General features: G+C 34.8%; 27 protein-coding genes. 20 read left to right on the top strand and 7 right to left on the bottom strand.

Going from position 1 to position 24,240, the window contains the following annotated elements:
* The first annotated feature begins 3 nt into the window (after nucleotides 1–3).
* From C1H87_RS10255 to C1H87_RS10200, 12 genes are all read left to right on the top strand, one after another.
* On the top strand, nucleotides 4–1,239 hold the full coding sequence (locus C1H87_RS10255) for an eCIS core domain-containing protein (RefSeq protein WP_102755714.1): 1,236 nt from the start codon (nucleotides 4–6) through the stop codon (nucleotides 1,237–1,239).
* An 18-nt stretch (nucleotides 1,240–1,257) separates the two neighbouring features.
* Entirely contained in the window at nucleotides 1,258–1,599 is a 342-nt protein-coding gene (locus C1H87_RS10250) for a hypothetical protein (protein ID WP_102755713.1), read from the top strand.
* 38 nt (nucleotides 1,600–1,637) lie between these two features.
* Entirely contained in the window at nucleotides 1,638–2,225 is a 588-nt protein-coding gene (locus C1H87_RS10245) for an eCIS core domain-containing protein (RefSeq protein ID WP_102755712.1), read from the top strand.
* A 92-nt stretch (nucleotides 2,226–2,317) separates the two neighbouring features.
* Nucleotides 2,318–6,436: an eCIS core domain-containing protein gene (locus tag C1H87_RS10240; RefSeq protein ID WP_102755711.1), complete on the top strand. Its 4,119-nt coding sequence runs from the start codon at nucleotides 2,318–2,320 to the stop codon at nucleotides 6,434–6,436.
* 36 nt (nucleotides 6,437–6,472) lie between these two features.
* The gene (locus tag C1H87_RS10235; protein WP_102755710.1) at nucleotides 6,473–7,465 is read left to right on the top strand and encodes a hypothetical protein; all 993 of its coding nucleotides are present in this window, start codon (nucleotides 6,473–6,475) and stop codon (nucleotides 7,463–7,465) included.
* Nucleotides 7,466–7,492: 27 nt separating this feature from the next.
* The gene (locus tag C1H87_RS10230) at nucleotides 7,493–8,776 is read left to right on the top strand and encodes an ATP-binding protein (protein ID WP_102755709.1); all 1,284 of its coding nucleotides are present in this window, start codon (nucleotides 7,493–7,495) and stop codon (nucleotides 8,774–8,776) included.
* A gap of 173 nt (nucleotides 8,777–8,949) precedes the next feature.
* Complete coding sequence (locus C1H87_RS10225) at nucleotides 8,950–9,540, top strand: DinB family protein (RefSeq protein ID WP_233783423.1); 591 nt, start codon at nucleotides 8,950–8,952, stop codon at nucleotides 9,538–9,540.
* Nucleotides 9,541–9,653: 113 nt separating this feature from the next.
* On the top strand, nucleotides 9,654–10,604 hold the full coding sequence (locus C1H87_RS10220) for an aldo/keto reductase (protein WP_102755708.1): 951 nt from the start codon (nucleotides 9,654–9,656) through the stop codon (nucleotides 10,602–10,604).
* A gap of 46 nt (nucleotides 10,605–10,650) precedes the next feature.
* Nucleotides 10,651–11,169, top strand: a complete 519-nt coding sequence (locus tag C1H87_RS10215; protein WP_102755707.1) for a DinB family protein — start codon at nucleotides 10,651–10,653, stop codon at nucleotides 11,167–11,169.
* A 12-nt stretch (nucleotides 11,170–11,181) separates the two neighbouring features.
* Nucleotides 11,182–11,712, top strand: a complete 531-nt coding sequence (locus tag C1H87_RS10210; RefSeq protein ID WP_102755706.1) for a GNAT family N-acetyltransferase — start codon at nucleotides 11,182–11,184, stop codon at nucleotides 11,710–11,712.
* A gap of 2 nt (nucleotides 11,713–11,714) precedes the next feature.
* Nucleotides 11,715–12,062, top strand: coding sequence for a hypothetical protein (locus C1H87_RS10205; protein WP_102755705.1), 348 nt, complete (start codon nucleotides 11,715–11,717; stop codon nucleotides 12,060–12,062).
* A gap of 67 nt (nucleotides 12,063–12,129) precedes the next feature.
* The gene (locus C1H87_RS10200) at nucleotides 12,130–12,813 is read left to right on the top strand and encodes a hypothetical protein (protein WP_102755704.1); all 684 of its coding nucleotides are present in this window, start codon (nucleotides 12,130–12,132) and stop codon (nucleotides 12,811–12,813) included.
* 494 nt (nucleotides 12,814–13,307) lie between these two features.
* Here the strand turns inward: C1H87_RS10200 and C1H87_RS10195 are convergent, their stop codons facing one another.
* Nucleotides 13,308–13,778 (bottom strand): CBS domain-containing protein, encoded by a 471-nt coding sequence (locus tag C1H87_RS10195; RefSeq protein ID WP_102755703.1) that lies wholly within the window; start codon nucleotides 13,776–13,778, stop codon nucleotides 13,308–13,310.
* Between the two features lie 234 nt (nucleotides 13,779–14,012).
* Between C1H87_RS10195 and C1H87_RS10190 the strand changes: the two genes are divergently transcribed.
* A complete protein-coding gene (locus C1H87_RS10190) occupies nucleotides 14,013–14,726 on the top strand; it encodes a hypothetical protein (protein ID WP_102755702.1) in 714 nt (237 codons plus the stop codon).
* Between the two features lie 173 nt (nucleotides 14,727–14,899).
* Here the strand turns inward: C1H87_RS10190 and C1H87_RS10185 are convergent, their stop codons facing one another.
* The 3 genes from C1H87_RS10185 to C1H87_RS10175 all read right to left on the bottom strand — a co-directional run bounded on the left by C1H87_RS10185 (nucleotide 14,900) and on the right by C1H87_RS10175 (nucleotide 16,942).
* Nucleotides 14,900–15,421, bottom strand: a complete 522-nt coding sequence (locus C1H87_RS10185; RefSeq protein ID WP_102755701.1) for a hypothetical protein — start codon at nucleotides 15,419–15,421, stop codon at nucleotides 14,900–14,902.
* A gap of 150 nt (nucleotides 15,422–15,571) precedes the next feature.
* Entirely contained in the window at nucleotides 15,572–16,444 is an 873-nt protein-coding gene (locus C1H87_RS10180; RefSeq protein WP_102755700.1) for an RNA polymerase sigma factor, read from the bottom strand.
* A 60-nt stretch (nucleotides 16,445–16,504) separates the two neighbouring features.
* Nucleotides 16,505–16,942 (bottom strand): YybH family protein, encoded by a 438-nt coding sequence (locus C1H87_RS10175; RefSeq protein WP_158655180.1) that lies wholly within the window; start codon nucleotides 16,940–16,942, stop codon nucleotides 16,505–16,507.
* A 249-nt stretch (nucleotides 16,943–17,191) separates the two neighbouring features.
* Between C1H87_RS10175 and C1H87_RS10170 the strand changes: the two genes are divergently transcribed.
* From C1H87_RS10170 to C1H87_RS10150, 5 genes are all read left to right on the top strand, one after another.
* Complete coding sequence (locus tag C1H87_RS10170; protein ID WP_102755698.1) at nucleotides 17,192–17,779, top strand: HupE/UreJ family protein; 588 nt, start codon at nucleotides 17,192–17,194, stop codon at nucleotides 17,777–17,779.
* 327 nt (nucleotides 17,780–18,106) lie between these two features.
* Nucleotides 18,107–18,538: a deoxycytidylate deaminase gene (locus C1H87_RS10165; protein ID WP_102755697.1), complete on the top strand. Its 432-nt coding sequence runs from the start codon at nucleotides 18,107–18,109 to the stop codon at nucleotides 18,536–18,538.
* On the top strand, nucleotides 18,538–20,130 hold the full coding sequence (locus tag C1H87_RS10160; RefSeq protein WP_102755696.1) for a S41 family peptidase: 1,593 nt from the start codon (nucleotides 18,538–18,540) through the stop codon (nucleotides 20,128–20,130). The genes C1H87_RS10165 and C1H87_RS10160 overlap by 1 nt, the downstream gene beginning before the upstream one ends.
* Before the next feature lie 164 nt (nucleotides 20,131–20,294).
* Nucleotides 20,295–20,534, top strand: a complete 240-nt coding sequence (locus C1H87_RS10155; RefSeq protein WP_102755695.1) for a type II toxin-antitoxin system ParD family antitoxin — start codon at nucleotides 20,295–20,297, stop codon at nucleotides 20,532–20,534.
* Nucleotides 20,527–20,820, top strand: coding sequence for a type II toxin-antitoxin system RelE/ParE family toxin (locus C1H87_RS10150; RefSeq protein WP_233783421.1), 294 nt, complete (start codon nucleotides 20,527–20,529; stop codon nucleotides 20,818–20,820). Before C1H87_RS10155 ends, C1H87_RS10150 begins: the two co-directional genes overlap by 8 nt.
* Here the strand turns inward: C1H87_RS10150 and C1H87_RS10145 are convergent.
* The 3 genes from C1H87_RS10145 to C1H87_RS10135 are packed head-to-tail and all read right to left on the bottom strand — an operon-like array spanning nucleotide 20,817 to nucleotide 22,227.
* Nucleotides 20,817–21,425, bottom strand: a complete 609-nt coding sequence (locus C1H87_RS10145) for an FAD-dependent oxidoreductase (RefSeq protein WP_102755693.1) — start codon at nucleotides 21,423–21,425, stop codon at nucleotides 20,817–20,819. The two genes, C1H87_RS10150 and C1H87_RS10145, sit on opposite strands and share 4 nt — an antisense overlap.
* Nucleotides 21,425–21,628 carry a hypothetical protein gene (locus C1H87_RS10140; protein ID WP_102755692.1) on the bottom strand — a complete coding sequence of 68 codons (204 nt, stop codon included), beginning with the start codon at nucleotides 21,626–21,628 and terminating at the stop codon, nucleotides 21,425–21,427. Before C1H87_RS10140 ends, C1H87_RS10145 begins: the two co-directional genes overlap by 1 nt.
* Before the next feature lie 11 nt (nucleotides 21,629–21,639).
* Nucleotides 21,640–22,227 carry a MarC family protein gene (locus C1H87_RS10135; protein WP_102755691.1) on the bottom strand — a complete coding sequence of 196 codons (588 nt, stop codon included), beginning with the start codon at nucleotides 22,225–22,227 and terminating at the stop codon, nucleotides 21,640–21,642.
* A 91-nt stretch (nucleotides 22,228–22,318) separates the two neighbouring features.
* On the opposite strand from C1H87_RS10135, the gene C1H87_RS10130 reads away from it, so the two are divergent.
* Both C1H87_RS10130 and C1H87_RS10120 read left to right on the top strand, forming a co-directional pair.
* Entirely contained in the window at nucleotides 22,319–22,891 is a 573-nt protein-coding gene (locus C1H87_RS10130; RefSeq protein WP_102755690.1) for a DUF3109 family protein, read from the top strand.
* 292 nt (nucleotides 22,892–23,183) lie between these two features.
* Complete coding sequence (locus C1H87_RS10120; protein ID WP_102755688.1) at nucleotides 23,184–24,164, top strand: ribonucleotide-diphosphate reductase subunit beta; 981 nt, start codon at nucleotides 23,184–23,186, stop codon at nucleotides 24,162–24,164.
* Nucleotides 24,165–24,240 lie beyond the last annotated feature (76 nt).

Genomic DNA, 24,240 nt, shown 5'->3' with positions numbered 1-24,240 from the left:
ATTATGGAAAGAGCAACGCTTTACAAGAAAAACCTAACTCAGGGAGCTAAAATAAATACGTCGTTTTTTAAACCAACCATTCAAAAAAAGTTGAGTGTAGGAGCTTCAAATGATGCCTATGAAGTAGAAGCCGATAACATGGCCAACAAGGTGATGAGAGCCCCTAACCCCAAAAGGGAACAAGCTACATATACAGGAGCTTTAATACAAAGAAAATGCGCAGCTTGTGAACAAGAAGAGAAAATTCAAAAAAAGCCACTCGCAGAAAATATAACACCTTTAATTCAAAGAAGTTCTGATTTAACGTCCCCTTCGGGGGATGGGGGGTTAGCCCCCAGTCATATAGAAAGTCAAATAAATAGCTCCAAAGGAAGTGGGAGCACTATGGATCATGGCACAAAAAACTTTATGGAAAGTCGTTTTGGTACTGATTTTTCAGATGTAAAAATCCATACCGGAAGTCAGGCTGTACAAATGAGCCGTGAACTTAATGCACAAGCATTTACAGTAGGCAATGATATTTATTTTAACGAAGGGAAATATAGTCCAAATTCCGATAATGGAAAACATTTATTAGCGCATGAATTAACACATACGGTGCAGCAAACCGGTGGCCTGAATAAAAAGCTTAATGCTCCATTAATTCAAAAACAAGCAGCCAATCCCCCACGTAAAACACTTTGGGTAAATGTAGGTTTTGATAGTAGTGCTTCAGCAAGTACTGCGACCATGAGAAAGTTACGATCTTCAATAGCGTTGTTAAGTTCCTCGGTTAGGAATTGTTGCTCAGCTCGAGCAAAAGCATGCGATGTAGATGTTAAAACAGCATACGATTGGAATAGAAATAATAAACCCGCTCCGGCAGATGGAGATTATGATGGAGATGTAGCTGCAGATTCTGCATTACGCGATTCTAACATCAATAATATTAACACAGGTCGTGCAGGAGGAATGAAAGTGCTTGTTACAAACTCGTCACTTAGTCAAACATGGCAAGGCGTAAGAATATTTGCGAGCGCGAATACGGATGCTAATGGAGTTATTTGGAATGCCAGTGTAGCACCTAATGAAACTATGGCACATGAAACAGGACATTTTTCAGGATACTCAGGTGGAGATATAGAAGGAGGTGCACATAGTTCAGATCCTGACAACATTATGAGTAGAGGAGATATAAGAAATGCAGGAGCTTTACCTGATCTTAATTGGTGTGAAAAAGTTGCCGCATTGGCAGTATAAAACTAATTAAATGTAAAAATGAATTATTCATTAGCTTGTAAAGAATTAAAACCAAAAGCAGTAAAGGCAAAAGCGCCTTTCTTTAGTTCTGCAATACAAAGAAAAATAGCTATAGGGTCGGCTAATGATTCGTATGAAGTAGAAGCAGATAACATGGCCAACAAGGTGATGAGTGTCCCTAATTCGAAAAGGGAACAAACTATAAATACAGGAGCTTTAATACAAAGAAAATGTGAGGCTTGCGAGCAAGAAGAGAAAATTCAAAAAAAGCCACTGGCTGAAAATATTACCCCTTTAATTCAAAGAAGTTCTGATTTAACGTCCCTTTCGGGGGTGGGGGGCTTGCCCCTAGTCATATAGAAAGCCAAATAAATAGCTCCAAAGGAAGTGGAAGTACTATGGATGATGGAACTAAAGGTTTTATGGAAAGCCGTTTTGGATCCGATTTTTCAGATGTAAAAATCCATACAGGAAGTGAAGCTGTGCAAATGAGTCGTGAGCTTAATGCACAAGCCTTTACGGTAGGAAACGATATTTATTTTAACCAGGGGAAGTACAGCCCAAATTCAGATACAGGTAAGCATCTACTAGCTCATGAGTTAACCCATACCATACAGCAAAGAGGCGGAATTGGGAGGAAGTTACAGAGAAGTTTATGCATAAAATCAGTTTTTGGAGGTGAGGTAAGATTTAATGGTTTAAGCTCTAGTGAGTTATCAAATATTGCAGTTATAAATGAAGATGATTTTGGAGGCGTAACTACGCCTCCGGTTAACAACAGGTGGTATGACTGCGATGGGTTTTGGTATAATGGATTTTCAGATTGGTTTAAGATCCCAGATCATTGTAAAGTAGAAGTTAACTCATCGCCAAGAACCAGAAGTGGGTTTTTTAGTTCTTGTTGTAATTGGGCTGCAAGTTTCTTTAAAAACGGTCCAAGTTGGGTTAATCATGGTCTAGACGAGACAAAAACCAACCCATTTTAAAACTAAAAACATGTTTTTAGAGATTTAAAATCATAGATACTCAATTTTTAAAGCGATTAGATATAAAGAGGGGTCAACCCAATTCAATAAAAATGAATCAGGCATCTGTAAATAAAGAATCAAAACCAAAAGCAACACAAGCTAAGCCAAAGGCAAAAGCGCCTTTCTTTAGCCCTGTGGTACAAAAGAAAATGAGTGTTGGTGCAGAAAACGATTCTTATGAAATTGAGGCAGATGCTATTGCAGATAAAGTATTGCAAAGCGATGTAGGTAGAAAACACAGTTTTAGTAATACAGGACCTCTGGTACAAAAAAAATGTGCAAAATGTGAGGAGGAAGAAAAAGTAAGGATGAAACCATTAGGTGAAAGCATAACCCCTATGGTTCAAAAATCATCACTGCTCAACAGTGGCGAATCTCAGGTGTCCCCTCAAATAGAAAGCCAGATTAATGCAACTCGTGGAGCAGGAAGCAGTATGGATAACCATACCCAAGGGTTTATGGAAGACCGTTTTGGAGTTGATTTTTCGGAAGTTAGAATCCATACCAATAGTCAGGCTATACAAATGAGTCAGGACTTAAATGCTCAGGCATTTACAGTTGGAAACGATATTTATTTTAATCAAGGCCAATATAACCCTGCTACAAATAGCGGAAAGCATTTATTGGCTCACGAATTAACACATACCGTACAACAAGGCGGGAGTCAGGTTAAAAAACTTCAAAAAAAATCCAATAGCCAAACCATACAACGAAATATCCTTGGAGATATCGGCAGAGGCATAGCAAGAGGTGCTTCTGTTGCATGGGATCATACAGGAGGTGCAGCCATTCGGTTTGGAGGTAGAGTTATAAATTGGGTAGAAGATAAAGCCGAGGAGATTATTAACGAGATTGCACCTGGGCTGTTACGTTTTCTTCGTTCAAACATTTGGGAACCCATTAGGGATATGATTGCCCGTGGATTGGATACTATGACGGGTGGATTGTTTACCCGTTTACAAGAAGAAGGCTTATCTGGGATACTTCACGAGTTTGTAGATAACATCATTAGTACGCTACAAGGTAATATTGCAGATGCCTGCAGAAGTTTTGCGCAACTGGCAGAAAAGATATTCAACTTTATTAGAAGTTTAAGTGCTGGTGCTTTAGCTCGCTTACGATCAACCCTCAGTAAAATTAGTGGGTTTTTTAGCGGTATCTGGAACGATTACGGGAAACCAGCTATTGATGCCATTAAGCGCTATGCAAGAGCAGCCTGGGACTGGGTTAAAGAAAAAGCTCAATGGGTATGGGATTTAATTGCGCCCATTCGTCGTGCCATACAAAGAGCCTGGAACTGGATTAAACGCATGTTTAATATCGCCTGGGAAAGCTCTTCGGCAGCTTGGGATTGGCTGGTAGAAAAAGCAACGCAAGCCTGGAACTGGATTAAACGCGCTATCGAACCTATTAAAGTACCATTAATGATCATTGGTGGTATTCTTGTATTACTATCGCCATTAGGCCTTTTCGCTGCCATTGGTGCGGCAGTATATGGTATATACCAAGCAGTACAATGGGTTAGAGCACATTGGGACGATGAGGTATTTGTAAGGTTTAGAAATTATTTAAAGGAAAATATTTTTGATCCAATTAAAAGGGGCATAGAACAATTAAAAACGCTGGTAAATAATGCCATGCAGTGGCTTAATGGTAAATTCCAGCAATTACAAGCTGCTTTTCAATCACTAGTAAATGCAGTCATGCGATCTTCAATTTTTGTGTTTTTAAGACGCGTTGTTCGAACTGTATCGAATATGATTAGTAGGGTAACAAGTTGGCTTGTTGCTCAGGCTACACGTATAGGTCAATTTATTGCAGGTGTGGCACAAAGTGTTTGGAGTTTTATAAGACCGGCTGTTGTTTTGGTAGCAAAACTTATATTCCTATCCTTAAATCCATGGCTAATACCTATAGTCGTTGTGGCCTGGTATTGGAGGTTGTTGCCTGATTGTTTTAAACCTCCCATTATTAATTTCGTGTTAAGAGTAATGATCGGTGTGCTTAGGGTCATGCCAAATTTTGCCATGTTTGGTGAAACCTGGGGACAAGTAAAAGCGAGAATCATTCAATTTTTACAACAAACTTTAGAGAAACCTGATGAGGAAAAAGTGGCTGTTGCGAATAGAGTGGCACGCATGGTATCAGAACTCGATTTAAGTTTACTAAGTAATCAAATAGCAGCAGCAGTAGCAGCTCCTGCAGAATTTGAAGGACAGATGGAAGAAGAACTATTAGGTGTAAACCTAACGCAAGCTTTACCATTTGAAAGAACGAGTTTAGAACCCCCTTCGTTACAATCGCAATTTCAATCTTCTGGGCTGGCAGATAGTGTGCACGCCAGTGATGCCTCACTATTTGGTCGTTCGGAATATACAAATCAGGATATAGGAGTTGATAGTATTGGAGAGTTTACACCTAGTGCCGATTTACAACAAGCTATTTTAAGTCAAACAGGTAACAACGATGGCACTGTAGAATTTGGAAATTCTGAAGATAGCTCACGTTCGGTTCATAGCATACTGTCAGAAATGGTGTCGTCTGGTGGTGTCGTGGCAGAAGGAGGCGATGGTCAGGCAGATGGAGGTGCAGGTCAGGCACCGATGACGCATGAGGAAGAAACAGAAATGCGTTTACAACAAATGATGGCTCAAAGTAATGCTGAAATGGCAAGGCAAGCCTGTAATCCACCACCGGCGGGAGGCTCTAAAGATGCAGCAGCAAGTGCTTTCCCAGAAGCAGCAAAATTTGGCCCATTAACACGATCGCAAAGAGGACGTTATACCATGAACCAAATGTCGGCAGGAATGGGGCATTGGTGGCGTTGTAATAGAAGCTGGCTAATACCAACCATTATTGGTGTTATTATAGTTATTGTTTTAGCCGAAGTACTATCGGGAGGAGCAATTACCGGAGCATTACCAGCTATATTCGGAGCTTTAATGCCTATTATGATAGGTGTTGCAGCAATTAGAGCAGCATACTATCTGGGTGAATATGTTTATAAATCTATAAATGGAGACATTCAGGGCGCCAGTAAAGCCCTAGCCAGAGCATTTGCAGTAGCTGCCGTTGAAGCTATTTTTGCATTATTAGGAAGTTCTGCATTTTGGAAATCTTTAAAAGCAGGCATTGGTACCGTAGGTAGAGCAGCTGGAAGAGCCGGTAGTGCGTTGGTAAGAGGTACGGGAAGAGTGCTTGCGGGTACAGGACGATTGGGAAGAGGATTAGTAAGAGGCGTTAGTGCTGGAAGCCGATATGTGTTGAGAACCGCTGGTGCAGTGGTATCACGAGGTAGATTGGTCATGCAGGGTGTAAGAGGAAGAATAGGTCAAGGTGTACGCACACTTGAAGAACTTGCTGAACGATTATTTGCCAGAGTACGCTTTAGAGGGTTTAGGGTACGTTTTACACGTGGATGGTTTAGATTAGAAGGTAATATTAACCCATGGGTGTTATTGGCTACTGGTAGGGTTGAATGGACAGATGATACTGCAAGAGTTGGAACACGTTTGCCAGGAGGAGGTATTGTTATTGGGGCTAACCCTGTTGCATCTAGATTAGTTACAACATTAACACGAGATCCTGCCTTGGGAAGAAGGCTTTTTCAATTGGCAGCACACCCCAATTTAGCAGCACATTCTGAAAGGCTGATATTAGGATTGAGAAATTATGTAGGATTCAATCCGGGAAGACTTACGGCTGCTGTTTCTGCAATAGAAAGTATGGCACAACGAGGAGTTGGAGGGCTTTCAACATTTATAACTGGTTTAGGGGCAGGAGGTAATACCGGTGTTGGAGCCAGATATGTCATGTCCTTTTTAGAAAGGCATCCTAGAATGTTGGCAGGATTAACCCATTTAGAAGATGCGGTTTCTGGTGGTCAAAGGGTTATTGATGCGGTGATTGATGGTGTACATTATGAATTTAAAAACTGGGATCATATAGTAAACACTAATTTTGTAACTCAAGTAGTTCATGATATGCAACATGGAGCAGATTTTCGATGGGTATTTAGTAGACGGATGTTAACAGGAAATGTTACAAACCAAACCGCTTTAAGAAATTTAATCAGAACAACTTTAGAAGGTTCAGGAAATCCGTATTTTATGGGGCATACAGGTGCAAGAAATATTCAACGATTCCTTGCTAATATTCATGTTTTTTAATAGCTATATTTAAAACAGAAAGATAATATTGTGATTATGAAAAAAATAAAAACGCTTTTTAATTCAAATAATGTATTATTTCTTTTAGATGATGATAATCAATTTCAAGAATTGAAAAATGATGTTTTTACAGTATCTCAAAACAATGAATTGCCAAAACTGTCTGTGGAGGATACCGTTATTGTAGCCGAAAATAAACTAGTGGTTTTAAATGCGGCAGAGTTAACGGTTTTCTCTATTGAAACAGGTTTTAAAAAAGTATTTCAAGAAAAATATGAAGTAGGTATTAATCTTTACGACACGTCTGTAATTGATGGTTTTATTTGTTTGTATTTAAACGATAGTACTTGTTCAATAATTAATTTGGACACATTTTCAGTTAAAAAATTTAATAGCTCCGGAATTATATTTAATACGAATGGAACATACACGCTTGAGCTGGATATTGAATATAACAACAACCTTATTTACAGAGATGAAAATGGCTGTCAGGATTATAAGCTTAATGATTTTTATAAAGATCCTACTACGGATAAAGATAAACCAATCACGCTTGAGAAGATAATTAAGACTCCAGATTTAGATACCTATATCATACAATCAAAATACGATTATATATATAGAATAAAGGTTACAGATGACATAATTAAAACACAAAACGTAGTGATAGAAAAAACGTATTTAGGAGATACGGTCTATTTGAATGGTGTGTGCTATCATATTACAAACCAAAATGTTTATATAATAGATTGGGAGAATAATAATGTCCAGTTGGCTTTAAATTGGGCCTCTGGGATAGATAGTTTAGATTATTCGGGTATTACTGTATTACAAACGTATAAAGATATTATTGTTTTTTTAGCAACTAAAAAAGGTACGGTTATATTCTATTCTAGTTCATTAAATAAGATTATCGATTTTAAAATTTTAGAAACCCCTTTTTATATCAATTGCAAAAGCATTATTCATAATAAGGAGTTGTATGTCTCTGATTATGAAGGTGTTTTATACCATGTTTCACTTCCTTAAAACGCACTATTAGGTAAATTATAACTTATGTATTTTCAAAATTTAAAATTATTTATATTAAATTCTTTAAGGGATAAAAGTGTTGCAGAATTCAATTTCCGAAACACTTTTTCAGAAATCTTAGAAAGAGAAACAACACATGAGGAAGGCTTTATTCTGTCTTTAGTATTGGTGCCACATGTGCTCCCTAATTTTTTAGAAACTATCATAAAAGAAGTTTATCCTGAAGGCGGTGATTTACCAGAATTAGGTGGTGTTAAAACAGAAAGTTATAGAGGATTAATTCCTACGGGACAAACAGCCTTATATTTATTAGCAAAGAACGATATAAATTACCGATTACAAATTCAGCAATTGTTTTCACCAGATCATTGGTTTTTTAAAGACAATATTTTACTCTTAGAAGATGTAAAAGATGGAGAGCCTGTAATGAGTGGCAAACTAATATTTCCTAAGGAGGTTGTTCATCTATTATGTTATGGAGAAACTCTTAAGCCCAAATTTGGCGCTAATTTTCCTGCTAAAGAAGTAAGTACTTATATGGAATGGGAAGATTTAATTGTAAACGAAGCACTCCATACCCAAATTACCCAAATAAAGCTATGGATTAAACACCAAAAAACATTATTGGAAGCATGGAACATGAAAAAACACATACTTCCTGGTTTTAGGACCTTGTTTTTTGGGCCTTCGGGAACGGGTAAAACGTTAACAGCAACATTGCTTGGAAAAGAATTTAACAGACCCGTTTATAGAATAGATTTATCGCAAGTCGTATCGAAATATATTGGCGAAACTGAACAAAATTTAGAAAAAATATTTAATCTCGCCGAGCATAAAGAATGGATTTTATTGTTTGATGAAGCCGATGCCCTTTTTGGTAAAAGAACAAGCACAAAATCATCAAACGACAGATATGCCAATCAGGAAGTGAGTTATCTTTTACAACGTGTAGAGCGGTTTAATGGGCTAGTGATTTTAACCTCCAATTTTAAAAATAATATCGATGATGCTTTTTTAAGACGATTCAATTCTATCATTAAGTTTTCAAAACCAACCCTTGAAGAACGCGTAAAGCTTTGGGCCAATTCAGTTCCTAAGAATGTTTCTGTAGAAGAAGGTTTAATAAATCAAATAGCTGAAAAGTATGAGTTAACAGGAGCGCAAATCATCTCTGCTATTATGCATGCTTCGCTTTTAGCTTTAGAAGAACAGTCAACATTTTTATCGCCAAAAAATCTGTTATTAGGGATAAAAGCTGAGTTTGACAAAGAGGAAAGGCATTTTACTTCAATTATTACGAGTGTTTAAAAGCATACGAATTCCTGCAAAGGCAGGAATCTGCTTAATAGTAAAACCGTAGTTTATTAAAATAATATTCATACCGGGGGCATCTTAATATACTTTATAATCTGTAGTTATTTCATATTGAAGATTTTATTGGGGTTTATGCGGGAAGAGATACCCGTAAAAACACCTTTTTCGTGTTAAGAATAATCTTATATTTGGTCATGAATGCCCTTAACGTTTTTACTAATAAAGAAAATAGTATGACTTACAATTTAGAACAAGCTTTAGAAATTTTAGAGCGCACACCAAATACGCTTAGTAGTCTGCTTTCTGGTTTATCAGACGAGTGGGTTTATGCCAATGAAGGTGATGATACATGGAGTGCATTCGATATAGTTGGGCATTTAATTCATGGTGAAAAAACAGATTGGATTATTCGAACAAAAATTGTTTTAAGTCATGCTGAGAGCAAAACATTTAAGACTTTCGACAGGTTTGCACAATTCGAAAATTCTAAAGGGAAAACATTACAGCAATTGCTGGAAGAGTTTTCAGAATTACGCCTAGAAAACTTAAAGACATTAAAAGAATTACAGATTACCGAATCCCAATTTAATATGAAAGCTATACATCCGGAATTGGGCAAGGTTACTTTAAAAGAACTATTGGCAACTTGGGTAACGCATGATTTAGGGCATATTGCTCAAATAGCTCATGTTATGGCAAAACAATATAAAGATGAAGTTGGTTCTTGGAAAGCCTATATTACTATTTTGAGTAAATAAAATGTAATTTTGCATAAAACAAGGTGTAGGGTAATTGCAAGTAATACCTCAATTATGGTATGTAAAGCCTAAAACCTGAAAATCTACAGAAAATAACTAATATTAAAAAATACATGCGAACATTAAAGTTTAATAATAATGACGAAATGCCTGCTTTTGGGTTAGGTACATGGAAATCTGAGCCAGGAGAAGTATATAATGCTGTAAAAACAGCCATTAAAGAGGGCTACAGGCACATCGATTGTGCAGCAATTTATGGTAACGAAAAAGAAATTGGAGAGGCATTATCGGAGTGTATAAGCGAAGGTATTGTTGCTAGAAAGGATTTATGGATCACTTCGAAACTTTGGTGTAATGCCCATGCAAAGGAAGATGTCATCCCAACTTTAAAGCAAACCTTACATGATCTTCAGCTAGATTATTTGGACTTGTACTTAATCCACTGGCCGGTGGCCTTAAAGAAAGAAATATTGTTTGTTGGCGCCAAGGAAGATTTAATTTCTTTGGACGATCTTCCTAATGCAGTAACATGGGAGGCTATGGAAGACGCTTTAGAATTGGGTTTAACAAAGCATATAGGAGTCTCTAACTTCGGAAAGAAGGCTTTACAAGATTTAATTTCGAATTCTAAAATAATCCCCGAAATGAATCAGGTTGAGTCGCATCCATACTTTCAGCAAGAAGATTTACTGTCTTTTTGTAGAGATAATAATATTCATTTTACAGCTTATGCACCATTGGGTTCGTCTGATAGAGCAGAGAAATTTAAAGCCGAAAACGAACCTAAATTATTAGAGGATGTTGTAATTGCAGGCATTGCAAAATCTAAAAACGCAACACCGGGTCAAATACTAATAAGTTGGGCATTACATAGAGGTACTTCGGTTATTCCAAAATCGGTAAACCCTGGTAGAATTGTTCAGAACCTTGAGGCAGAGGCAATTCATTTATCGGATAGTGATATGAAAAGAATTACCGATCTAGATAGGAATTACAGGCTTTTAACAGGTGCGCATTGGGTGTTCGAAGGTGGTGCCTATACACTTGAAAGTATTTGGGCTTAGCTAATTTAAAGTATGAGTAGGTTTTGGCGATAATGCCTAAAAATATATGAAACAGATGTTCATTAAAGAGATTATTCAGCAATTGGAAAACAATCAGCAGGTGTTTAAAAGTCTCTTAATGTCTAAAGACGAAGTAGCGTATTTATGGCGACCCGATCCGAAAAAATGGAATTTGTTAGAAATAGTCTGTCATTTATTGGATGAAGAACGAGACGATTTTAAAACTCGTGTAGCACACGCACTTAATACCCCTGAAGAACCACTTGTGCCAATTGATCCTGAAGGGTGGGTTGAAAAAAGAGCGTATAGTACTAAAAACTACGACCATATGCTTTTCGCTTTTTTAGAAGAAAGAAAACAGTCTGTAGTATGGTTAAAAAGTCTGGCAGATGCTAAATGGGATAACGAATTAAAACACCCTGAGTTAGGCAACATGTCTGCAAAACTATTTTTAACCAATTGGTTGGCGCATGACTATTTGCATATCAGGCAAATTTTAAGATACAATTATCATTATTTAAAACAAAAAACAAACCTTGATTTAGGGTATGCAGGTGATTGGTAAAAACAACGTACAATGCAATTTAATATAGAAACCGAACGGTTAATTTTAAGAGAACTTAGGTTAAGCGATTTAGAGGGTATGTATGAGTTAGACTCAGACCCGGAAGTACATAGGTATTTAGGAAACAAGCCCATTAAAACGAGAGAAGAATCGAAGAAGATCATAGCGGATATAATACATCAATATAACGAGCGGGGTATTGGGCGTTGGGCTCTAATTAATAAACAGACTAAGGAGTTTATGGGCTGGTCTGGAATAAAACTTAATAAAGAACACCCACTGAACGGTTTTGATGAGTATTATGACGTAGGCTATAGAATAATAAAACGTTTTTGGGGCAAGGGTTATGCAACAGAATCTGGTAAGGCAGCAGTCGATTATGCGTTTAAGGTTTTAAAACTTCCCGAATTATACGGTATAACAGAAATGGGAAATCAGGCTTCGCATAATGCACTTTTAAAAATTGGACTGGATTATGTTGAAGATTTTTTCTATGAGAAAGAGAAACTTCAATTACGTTGGTATAAAATCGAAAATAAATAGTTATGCAAAAACAATGTTTGGAATGTGGTGAAAAGATTGTTGGCAGAATGGATAAGAAGTTTTGTGGCGATGGTTGCAGAAATGCTTATAATAACAGAGTAAATAAAGACAGTAAAAATTTAATACGTAATACAAATAATAGGTTACGCAAAAATTATAGGATTTTAGAAGCACTCAATCCAGAACAAAAAACAAAAACATCGCGTGCTAAACTTATAGAAGCAGGTTTCGACTTTAATTATTTTACAAGTATTTATACAACTAAAGCAGGCACCGTTTATTACTTTGTATATGATCAAGGGTATTTACCATTAGAAGGCGATTATTATGCATTGGTAAAACGAGAATAAAGATTAGGTTTTATGTAACACATTGAAAAGAATACATACTCATTAAATATACTTTAAAATAGCTCCAATGACCGAAATGCCAAAATCTATTCTAATTGCTTTAACGTTTTGTGTTATAGGTTTAGTTATTATTTTATCACTTTATTTCAATAAAAAAAACATTGTTTTAAGGAAGCTATCTAAGTTTAAGGCAAAACGAATATCGCAATTTAGAACTAACGAACTAACCAAGGTATCTGGAAAAGTGTTACAAGTACAAGAACCGTTTATTGCACCATTTAGCAAGCGAAAATGTGTAGCTTATATTTTTGAGGTCAAGCAAAATGTGAGGTCGGGTAAAACTTCACGTTGGAAGACTTTAGTAAGCAAGGAAGATATTCAGGATTTTTTTATAGAACAACAAGGGGAGTTGGTTATGGTAAAACCTTCTCTGGAAACAGACAATTATTATAGCTATATGGTTGAAGATCGTTGTGTGTCGTCTGGGACGTTTAAAGATCCAACACCAGAGTTTCGAAAGATTTTGGATTCATTCGGAATTGAAAGTGAAAACTGGTTAGGGTTTAATAAACCCTTAAGGTATGCCGAAAGGATTATTGAAATAGGAGAGACGATAACGGTTGGGGGTGTAGCAAAATGGAAAACGTTAAAAGAACCTATTAAAGGATATAGCTATTCAAAAATAGCAGCATTAGAAAGCAATGCCAATCAAAAACTGGTCATTACAGATCATCCTAAAGCAATAAAATAAGTAGAAAGAAAAAGGCCTTAATTTAAGGTGAGTTTAACTTAAATTAACGTGAATCTTGGATAAGAGAATTTATGTCGGTGTGCGTCCCAGACTTGTTTCAGAACTATTTTTTTACTGTCGCAGTGCTCTCCTCTTTAAATTAAAGCCGAGAAATGAATTTCGATTTTGATAAAAATAGGAAGAAAGAGGCGTTTTATTAAAAATAACAAACAAATATAACCCTCCGAATCCCGATTACATCGGGATACACCTCCCTTTTTAAAAGGGAGGAACACTTTGAATTCTTAAGCAAGATTCACGTTAAATTATTTAACTTTATTGTAAAGTTCTGATTATTAGGAGTATAAAATATTTTATATTTAAAAACACCCTCCTTAATCCTCCCTCGAGGGAGGAATCCCACTCGGTAAAATTATCCCCTTGAGGGAACGTTAGAGGTGTTTTAAATGTAACTAATTGAAAATCAACGACTATTAAATTTAACTCGCATTAATTTATTTCCAGTTCTGACCCTTAAGTGCCATAGCAGCTTTAAGAATGTCTTTTTGGCTTATCTGGCCTACCAGCTTACCATTTTCGATAATAGGAAAACGTCGGCGTTTAGAATTAAGAAACTTATTGGCTGCATCAAAAATATTCATATTGCCTTCAATGGTTTCAACATTTTTAACCATATTTTTTTCAACGGTAGCGTCATTATTCATTGGCATATTATAATATCTACTTTCACTTATCTGTTTTATACAGTCCCCTTCTGAAATAACACCAATTAATTCGTTTTTTTCATTTACCACAGGTCCTCCTGAAATCCTATGCTTAATTAAAGCATCAATAACATGTTCAATTCTTTGATTAGGTTTAAACGTAATCAAATTCGTAGTCATATAATCACTAACCTTAATTGGGGTTACGGTTGTAGCGTTTTTTGTTTTTTTTCGAGAAGGTAAAAAACTCTTTATTCCCATAATGCTATAATTTAGTTATTCTTAAATATAGGCATTTTTTTTAAATATTCCGGTTATAAACTTTTTGCTCAGGCTAATAACTACAAGTATTACTGTGTGATTGTGGTAAAAAAGCCACGATTGATTTTAACAGGAAAGGAAATTGTTTAGCCCAAACAAAAATAATTAGTAATCTTTTAAGGATTTAAACACTATTTTTTTATAGTTTTAGCGCGTTAAATAAATAATAGAGGAATGAAAAGATTTTTAGCATTGATTTTAGTAGTGAGTAGCTTTTCTTTAACAGCACAAAGCAACTCAGAGTTAATAAAACATTATGAAGCTTATTATAAGCAAATGAGGGCACAAGGCGATGTTCAAGGCATAATAAACGGGATGACACATTTAAATATATTGTCACCGTCTCAAGCGAGAAAAGATACGCTTGCTTATTTGTATATGACCGAAGGTAAATATATGCAGGCTCTTAATACCATAGGTATTGAAAAGAGTGCTACAGATTCTGATATTGCAATCGAAGTAAAAGCTTTGTCTTTAAAATCGGTTAAACAACCAGAATTAGCTATTAAGTTTTTTGATGAGATGTTTAAAAGAAAGCCAAGTGCCATAATAGCATACGAATTAGCAGAACTTAATTTGCAAACCCAAAAAATAACCGAAGCTGAAAAGCATGTTACGTACGGTATGGCAAATGTTAAGGAAGATATGAAAAAGGCTTATTACGAAACTCAAACACCATATGAAGTGCAATTAAAAGCGGCATTCATGTATTTAAAAGCACTTGTTGCTTTTAATAAGGATAAAAAAGCCAATATCGATGCTGCCGTTGATATTTTAGATGATGCTTTAAAAGTGTCACCTAACTTTAATATGGTTCAATTAACAAAGAACGAGTTGTTAAGACAAAAGCAAATTTTGCAAGCGCAAGCGGCAGAAGCTAAAAAGTAATAAATATTTAAAGACCATTTGAATAATTAAGTACGGTGTTATTAAAGAGTGTCGGTCTGTGAGCAGTCGAATACAAACGGCTGTACTAACCCGTCTCTGTTTAATTCTAAGTTTAACTAGGAATTTGCAATAACATCATCAATTAAATTTTCAAATGGCCTTTATTTTATGACCTATTGAGGCTTCTCGATTTTTCGACTATCGAATTCTACTTTCTTATTTACCTGTAAGTTTAAACTGGAAAAAGAAATTAAAAAATCTTTAATCGTATCTATAAGTTCTTCCTTGCTTGTAGTAGATAAATTTGATAAACTTTTTAATTTATGAAGTTTAGTTTCTAATACTGTAACTCTGGCAGAAATAGAAGGTACTTTAATTTCTTTTGGAATACCCGATTTTAACTCTTTTAATAGTGCATTAATAGATTCTTCGTTATCTTTAAAAAAGGTTAAATCCCCTTTTTTAATATTGCTAATGTTTTCTTGTAGGTCGCTATATCCTAGCCAGTTTTTAACAATATCTTCAGCTTTTAAGTCTAAATCAAACTCCACGTAATCAATTTTAGAAATGTCCTTTTCGGTAACTTCCTTGCTATTGGTATTTTCTACATTAATTTCAACATTGCTATCCTGAGTCTTTTTACAAGACATAAATATAACCAGTAGACTTAATATGCTTAAAGTTTTAAAATGCATAGTGCTTCATTTAAAAATGCTTCGCAAAGATATAGCAATAGTTTATTTTCTGTTTAAAAATCAGAAACCAAATTGGTAATATTTAATTTTAAACTATGATACGTTCAACCAAATCTAATTATTTTTGAGAAATTCTTACAAAAGTGTTTTTTAATTAAAGTTAAAAGTCTCTTTTATTGTTTTAGAGGAAAGTAAACTTCTGATAGACTCCAACTTATCAGGACTTTGTAAAAAAGGGTGTTCCTGATATAATTTTTGATATTCAGATAAAACGCCATCCTCATAATGACTTATTTTTTTGTCAATGACCTTATTAATATCTGAAATGATATTTTTTTGAAAATGTAGATTTATGGGGTCAACAAATCCCATCTTTATAAATCCCACAGTTTTTCTGGCACAACGGCAAGGGTTGCTTTTATTTACAAGGCCACATTTATTGTCCATAAAATTATATAACTGCTTTTTAGCCCTATGTAATTTAACCCTAAAGTTTTCTTTTGAAATTTCCATTATTTCGCTGCCAATAGCATCTGTAAACTCAAACAATTCTCCTATTATATAAATCATGCGTTGTTCCCGATCAAGACATAATAACATGCCTTTCATACAACTGATTTTTGCTTCTTTTACTAAATATTTATCCTCAACATCATAAGAATAGTCAGAGAGTGATTCGTTAGGTAGTTGGTCAAGTCCTTGTCCGAATTGTCTAAATGTTTGTGAGTCGGTTTCATACTTGCCTCTTTTCATATTTAAAAAGTGGTTTTTTATAATGCGATATACCCAAGTTTTAAAATGACTCTTTTGTTTAAATGACTCTAATTTTGTAACAATTTTTATTAAAACTTCCTGTGTCAAGTCTGCTGATTCATCTTTATCACCTACAAAAGTTAAGGCAATATTATAAATCCAATCTTGATGTTTTTTAATAAGGTTTTCTAATGCTTTTTTATTACCAGCAAGGGACTCTTCTATTAAAGTAGCGTCTGAAGTAGAGATATCAAATATTTTTTTCACCATTTCGTGTTTTTAAATGATAACATTTTGTCTTTACAACGACAAAATGTTATCAAAATTATCTTATTTATTCATTAGAAATTGGCCATGTGGATTATCTAATATCATTAACCACGTTCCATCATCTTGTTTTCTTAAAACAGCAATAGACAATCCGCTTTCTTTTATGTCGGTTCCATCCGGTGCTTTTGCTGTCATTTTCCATGGTGTAATATGAGTTGCAATATTTCCGGTTATAAACACTTCATGGCCACTATAAGTGAAAATGGGGTTTAACATAGACATCTTAGTAAACATTTCTTTCAAAACATTTGTATCAGATATCGGCAATTCAGGTTCAAAAACGACAACTGCGTTTGGCTCATAGCAAGCCATTACCTCATCAATCTTTTTGTTTTGAAAGGCCGTTGTCATTTTTTCGATGGTGTTTAATACATTTTGTTGTTCTACCGTCATCTTTTCCGTTTTATTTGTTTGTGAGTTAATAATTATAGAGTTCATACAGAATAGTATAACCATTAGTAATTTCGATTTCGTTTTGTAAATCATAAAGTTTTTTTATTTAATTAATACATGCTTTATAATTTTTAGACACAACCAAAAGATGACTGTTACAGTAAGTGTCAATTTATTGCCAAAAAAATAATGCTTGATATAAAGTCTAACAATGGGATAAAAAATATAATACCATATTTAAAAGAATCTAATTAATTGTATATTTGAACAATCCCCATAATCTTAATAATTATTATGTTTGAAAATTTTTGGTTTAACGTAGAATACGGCATTAACCATGTGTTGGATATCAACGCATACGATCACGTTTTGTTTCTTATTGTTTTAACCGTTCCTTATATGTTTAAGGACTGGAAACGTGTATTGTTATTGGTTTCTATGTTTACTCTAGGGCATACACTATCGCTTATTTTGGCGGCTTATGGTGTCGTTCGCATTAATGCCCGAATTGTAGAATTTTTAATTCCGATTACCATATTAATTGTGGCACTTTTTAATGTGTTTACATCTGGTAAAGGAGCTCAAAAAGAAAAGGTTGGGGTGCTGTTTCTGTCTACCCTATTTTTTGGTTTAATACATGGTTTAGGTTTCGCACGCGAATTCCAAATACTATTAGGAGCTTCAGATAGTAAATTAGTGTTGCTTTTGGAGTTTGCCTTGGGAATAGAGTTGGCACAGGTTATTATTGTGTTTTTAGTCTTGTTTTTAGGGTATATAGTACAAACTATTTTTAGATTCTCTAAACGCGATTGGATTATGGTAGTATCTTCCATTGTTGTTGGTTTAGTTATCCCCATGATCTTAAATAGCGATTTCTTATAGTAGTAGAAAAATCCATCAATTAGATTGGAACAACTCATAAAGTGGTTATTCTAGCCTATCGATTATGTATGCGTTAGTAGTTGAGAGGATGGTGTAGCGTTTTATTTAACGAAATCTTCAGTTTTTTTAATAAATCATATTAAACTTTCGTAAAACTTTAACGAACTTGCGTTGTAATTAAAATACTAACCAAGTATCTTCGTTATATTGTTTTGCGTGAAGGAATTAAGGCGGATGTTAGAGTATTCTTGATTTTTGTAGAAAAGCAACCATCTTAAAACCAATTTGCCATGTGGCAATTATCACGTTATAATTATAAGTAAATTAATGCCTGAAAATAAACAACTTAAGTACGACAAAGCTTATTTAAGAATAGCAAAAGAATGGGGGAAATTATCTTATTGTAATCGCAGACAAGTTGGCGCGGTTATTGTGAAAGATAGAATGATAATCTCCGATGGATATAACGGAACACCTTCTGGATTTGAGAATTTTTGTGAAGATGACGAAGGTTACACAAAATGGTATGTGTTACATGCCGAAGCAAATGCGATTTTAAAAGTAGCAGCATCTACACAATCCTGTAAAGGCGCTACATTATATATTACCATGTCACCTTGTAAGGAGTGTAGTAAACTAATACACCAAGCAGGCATTGTAAGAGTGGTATATAATGAATCGTATAAAGATGATTCCGGATTAATATTCTTAAAAAAGGCGGGTATCGACCTTAAACTAATAGAAGATTTAAAAGCGTAATGTCATTTCAAAAAAAATACTTGCCGTTGATTTTGGGAGTTGCAATAGCAACTGGCATTTTTATTGGTGGAAAATTAGATTTTAGAGACACATCTGATAGATTGTTTTCTACAAACAGTAAAAAGGATAAACTTAACAGGTTAATAGATTATATTGATTACGATTATGTTGACGACATAAATACAGATAGTATTGTTGACGTTACGGTTAATGGTATTTTAGAGAATCTCGATCCACATTCGGTGTATATTCCTAAAGATGCCATGGAGCGTGTAGCCGAAGAAATGAAAGGTGATTTTGTAGGTATCGGAGTTAGCTTTTATCCTTATAAAGATACCATAGCTGTAATTAGGGCTATTGAAGGTGGTCCAAGTGCTAAAGCAGGAATTAAGGGTGGTGATAGGATTATTATGGCAGACAATGATACGCTTTTTGGTGATAGGTTGAATGATGGTGAAATGGTTAAAAAACTAAAAGGGCCAATTAATACTAAAATCAAATTAAAAGTATACAGAAAAGGCGAGCCCGAGCTGTTAAGTTTTACAGTAAAGCGAGGTAAAATTCCCATTAAAAGTGTGGATGCAGCTTATATGCTGACCGAAAAACTAGGATACATAAAAATAAACCGCTTTGCAGAGTCTACCTATAAAGAATTTAAAAAAGGCTTGGATAAGCTTTTAGAATTAGGAGCGACCGAAATTGCCTTGGATTTACGAAATAATCCGGGCGGAATTTTAAGTATTTCAGAACAAATTGTGGATGAGTTTTTAGAAGATGACAAGCTTATTTTATTCACTAAAAACAAACGCGGAAGTATTGAAGAGAGCTATGCAACCAGTAAAGGTGATTTTGAAAACGGACATGTATATGTGCTTATAGACGAGAATTCGGCATCGGCAAGTGAGATTGTTGCCGGAGCTTTGCAGGATAATGATAAAGGCACCATAGTAGGGCGTCGTTCTTATGGTAAAGGCTTGGTGCAACGTGAGATGGATTTGGGAGATGGTAGTGCAGTACGCTTAACGGTATCACGCTATTACACACCAACAGGACGTTCCATTCAGCGTTCATATAAAAATGGAAATAAGGATTATTACGATGAATATTTCGACCGCCTGAATAGCGGAGAGCTTTTAGATCCTGACAAAATCAAGGTTGCAGATTCTTTAAAATTTACTACACCAGGAGGAAAGGTCGTTTATGGTGGCGGCGGTATTATTCCAGATGTATTCGTACCAATAGATAGTAGTATGCAAAATGAAACGCTTACCTTTTTACAAAGACGTGGCTTTATTGGGTACTTTGTGTTTGAAGAGCTCGAAAAGGATAGACGTCTTTACGAAGGTATTTCAAGACAGGATTTTATCGATTCATTTGAGGTGGGTGATGATCTAGTATTTGCTTTTCAGGATTACTTAAATGTACGTACCGATTCTAACATTACGTTTGTTGCCTATCATACCGAGGTAAAACAATATATTAAGGCTGCATTGGCCGATCAGCTTTACGGAGGAGGAGCCTTTGAGGAAGTTTTCAATCAACGTGATATTATGATTGATGAGGTTATTAAGTTGAGTGATGTAAAAAACTAAACTTCAACCTTATCATGCACTTTGGTGTCTTTTCCATCGTTTCTTAGCGTTAAACCCGAAGATCCATATTTATACCATTAAGAACTATTGTTTATAAGAGATGTCCATATTTGTCATATATGGATATTATTCATTATATTTGATTGTAACAAAACGGAATTATAATGAATGTAAGTTTAACAAAAAAGCAACGTGAATATATCACCAGTCAGATCGAATCTGGCGATTTTCAAAATGCAAGTGAATTAGTTAGGGATGCATTACGTTTGCATGAGTTGTATAGGCATAGAATAATCATGGATTTAAAAGCTGAAATTGAAAAAGGGTGGTCTGGAGCTACTAGCAAGCGTAAGGTACAAGATATAATTAAGGATAGGCAAGACAAGAGAAATAAAAATGCTTAAAGGCTACAAGCTATCAGAACAAGCTGATTTTGATCTTGAAGACATTTTTGATTACACAGAATATAAGCATGGCTTTAATCAAGCTGTAAAATATCTTTCGGATTTAGAGGATGTTTTTAATCAGTTAGTAGCAAATCCTGAAATAGGAAGGAAGCGCAACGAGTTAAAAGTAGGTTTGTTTGGTATTCCTGAACAGGAGCACATTGTTTTCTATCGAATTATAGATAGATATATTAGAATTGTTAGAGTGTTGCATGGCAGTAAAGATATGCCCAAACACTTTTAAACTTCAACCTTATCATGAACCTTAGTATCCTTACCGCCATTCCAAAGCGTTAAAATATCGGTAGCGACATGTGCGCCACTACCAGATGCTATGGCAAATTGACTACGCCATCCGGCAAGTGTGCCAGCAACATATAAACCATCTTCAATTAAATGATTGTCGTTTTTTAACCAGATACGGTTTTTTTCAATAGGACTTCGTGGGTGTGGTTCAATATGGTGTTTCAATCCTTTAATGGTCATTAAATTTGTATAACCAACAGCAATAACAACTATTTTGGCTGTGTAACTGTTTTTGTTGGTTTTCACATTAAAAACGTCTCCGGATTTTGATAATTCCAATACCTTTTCACTTTCAATTTGATCCACATGCGGATACAAAGTTGCTAATTGTTTTTTGCCACTTTCTAAAATAGAAGCCCCAGTAGTTTCTGGAGATAAACCCAATACATTGTTGAACAAGGCAGTTTGAAGGTGCGATGTTTTTTGGTGGGCAATAATGCCAATACGCTTGTCTTTGGCAAAAGGTTTGTTTTTTGCAGAACCTAAAACCAAAGCGCAGGATAGCCCGGCGGCACCGCCACCTATAATAAGGGTATTGTACATTAGTTACGCTTTTTTACTTTTTGTTCAATACGTTTCGATGTCCTTAAAATAAGCATCATCAAGATAACACAAAGCGATGCTGCAATTGTAATTAAGGCGATAATGCTATCTCCTTCAAAAGGCGCACTAAAATCAACCTTGGTAAAATTAAAAATCATTAACCCCAAGGCTATAACACTTATAATAATAGTTAAATATTTCATTCTAAATATAATTATGCAATTTCAAACAAGGCTTTAATATTGTGAGCAAACAACTTAACGGCAATAGCTAATAAAACGACACCAAACACTTTACGTATTATATTAATACCGTTTTGCCCAATAAAGCGCTCTATTCTAGACGATGTTTTAAGTACTATATAAATAAAAATAACATTCATTATTAAAGCAATAACAATGTTTTCTGTTCTAAATTCGGCTCTTAACGATAACAAAGTCGTTAAACTACCCGGCCCTGCAATTAATGGGAACGCTAATGGGAATACCGCAGTCGTTACAGCCGTAGTCTCTTCCTGTTTATATAATGTGATTCCTAAAATCATCTCTAAAGCAATAAAAAACAAAATAAAGGCACCAGCAACAGCAAACGAATTTACATCAATACCAATAAGGTTTAAAATACTTTTACCTAAAAACAAGAAAAGTACCAATATAATACCTGCTATTATAGAGGCCTTTTCACTTTGTATTTGTCCTGCTTTTTTTCGTAAATCTATTATTATCGGAATGCTTCCAATAATATCTATAACAGCAAATAATACCATAAAAGCTGTAAAGATTTCTTTAAAGTTTAATTGCATATTCTTTGGTTATTAATTTTGCCGACAAAGGTCGGTATTAAATATAAGATAATTGCATAAAAAAAATCCAAAGATTGTCTATTTTTGCCAGATGTTTCAATTAGGAAAAACCATCGTATCCGAAGATATCATAGAGAAAGACTTTATGTGTAATCTTTCTGCCTGTAAAGGGGCATGCTGTGTTGATGGAGATGCCGGGGCGCCTCTAGATAAAGGTGAGATTAAAATACTTGAAGATATTTATCCTGAGGTAAAACCTTTTCTGCGTAAAGAAGGCATAGAAGCTATCGAAGCTCAAGGTGTGTACGTAACTACCGAAGATGGTGAATTGGAAACACCATTAATTAATGGTGCTGATTGTGCATACGTTATCTTTAATGACAAAAAAGTAGCGCTTTGTGGTATAGAAGAAGCATATAATCAAGGGCGCATTTCCTGGAAAAAGCCAGTGTCTTGTCACTTATATCCAATACGAGTTCAGGATTACAGTGAATTTTCGGCTGTAAATTATCACAAATGGCAAATTTGTGATGATGCTTGTACGCTAGGTAAGGAACTTCAAGTGCCTATTTATAAATTTGTGAAAGAGGCGTTGATTAGAAAATTTGGTGAAGATTGGTATATGGAGTTAGAGAAGATTGCGAACTCCAAAAAAATTGGTTAAGATTTGTCTTAATTCCTTAAAATAAACTGTAATTTTTTGTAAACTTTTTGCTAATGTTGGGTACCCGTTTTACTGGGCTTAAGGACGATTTTTTGTTTATAAATAATTGATTTTCAATATTTTGAGTAATTCGCAAAATTTTCACTAAAAATCCATTTTTGTAAACTTTTGTTAAAAACTTGTTGACAATGTTTATAAAAATGCCTTTCATTTTCAACATCATTTTTCAATCTTTGTTACTCCCAAATCGAATGTAAATTTTCGTTCAATTTTTATAAAAATTTTAAAAAAAATGTCTCAGGCTATAGAACCGATTCTTCAAGAAAACAAAGACCGCTTTGTTATTTTTCCAATCCAACACCATGATATTTGGGAATGGTACAAAAAATCGGAGGCAAGTTTCTGGACAGCGGAAGAAATTGATTTGCATCAAGATCTTACAGATTGGTCTACAAAACTAAATGATGATGAGCGTTATTTTATAAAACACATCCTAGCGTTTTTTGCTGCTAGTGATGGTATAGTAAACGAAAATTTAGCTGAGAACTTTGTAAATGAAGTACAGTATAGCGAAGCGAAATTTTTCTATGGTTTCCAGATTATGATGGAAAATATTCATAGTGAAACCTATTCGCTTTTAATAGATACTTATGTAAAAGATGAAAAAGAAAAAGACCTATTGTTTAATGCATTAGAGAACTTTCCAGCTATTAAGAAGAAAGCAGATTGGGCGCTTAAATGGATTGAATCGCCAAGTTTTGCAGAGCGTTTAATTGCGTTTGCTGCAGTGGAAGGCATTTTCTTTTCGGGTGCATTTTGCTCCATTTTCTGGTTAAAGAAAAGAGGGCTAATGCCAGGTTTAACATTTTCTAATGAACTAATCTCTCGTGATGAAGGTGTACACTGCGATTTTGCGGTGCACTTGCATAATAACCATTTAATAAATAAAGTGCCAAAATCTCGTATAAGAGAAATATTGGTTGATGCTTTAGATATTGAACGTGAATTTATAACAGAATCTTTACCAGCTAGTTTAATTGGTATGAATGCAGTTTTAATGGCACAATATTTGGAATTTGTGACAGATAGATTGTTATACGAATTAGGCTGCGACAAAGAATACAATACAGCAAACCCATTTGATTTTATGGATATGATTTCGTTACAAGGAAAAACCAATTTCTTTGAGAAACGTGTGTCCGAATATCAAAAAGCGGGTGTCCTTAATAAAGAAGAAGAAGAGGACAAATTCAGTTTTGACGCCGATTTTTAATTGAACCCTTAATTTTCGAAGATTTCTCTCTTTTGAAAATCCAATTAGAATCATATTTCCGCGGTAACGTGGAAAA

It is taken from the genome of Flavivirga eckloniae, assembly GCF_002886045.1.
Lineage (GTDB): Bacteria > Bacteroidota > Bacteroidia > Flavobacteriales > Flavobacteriaceae > Flavivirga > Flavivirga eckloniae.
This window is presented reverse-complemented; position numbering and strand designations above follow the sequence as displayed.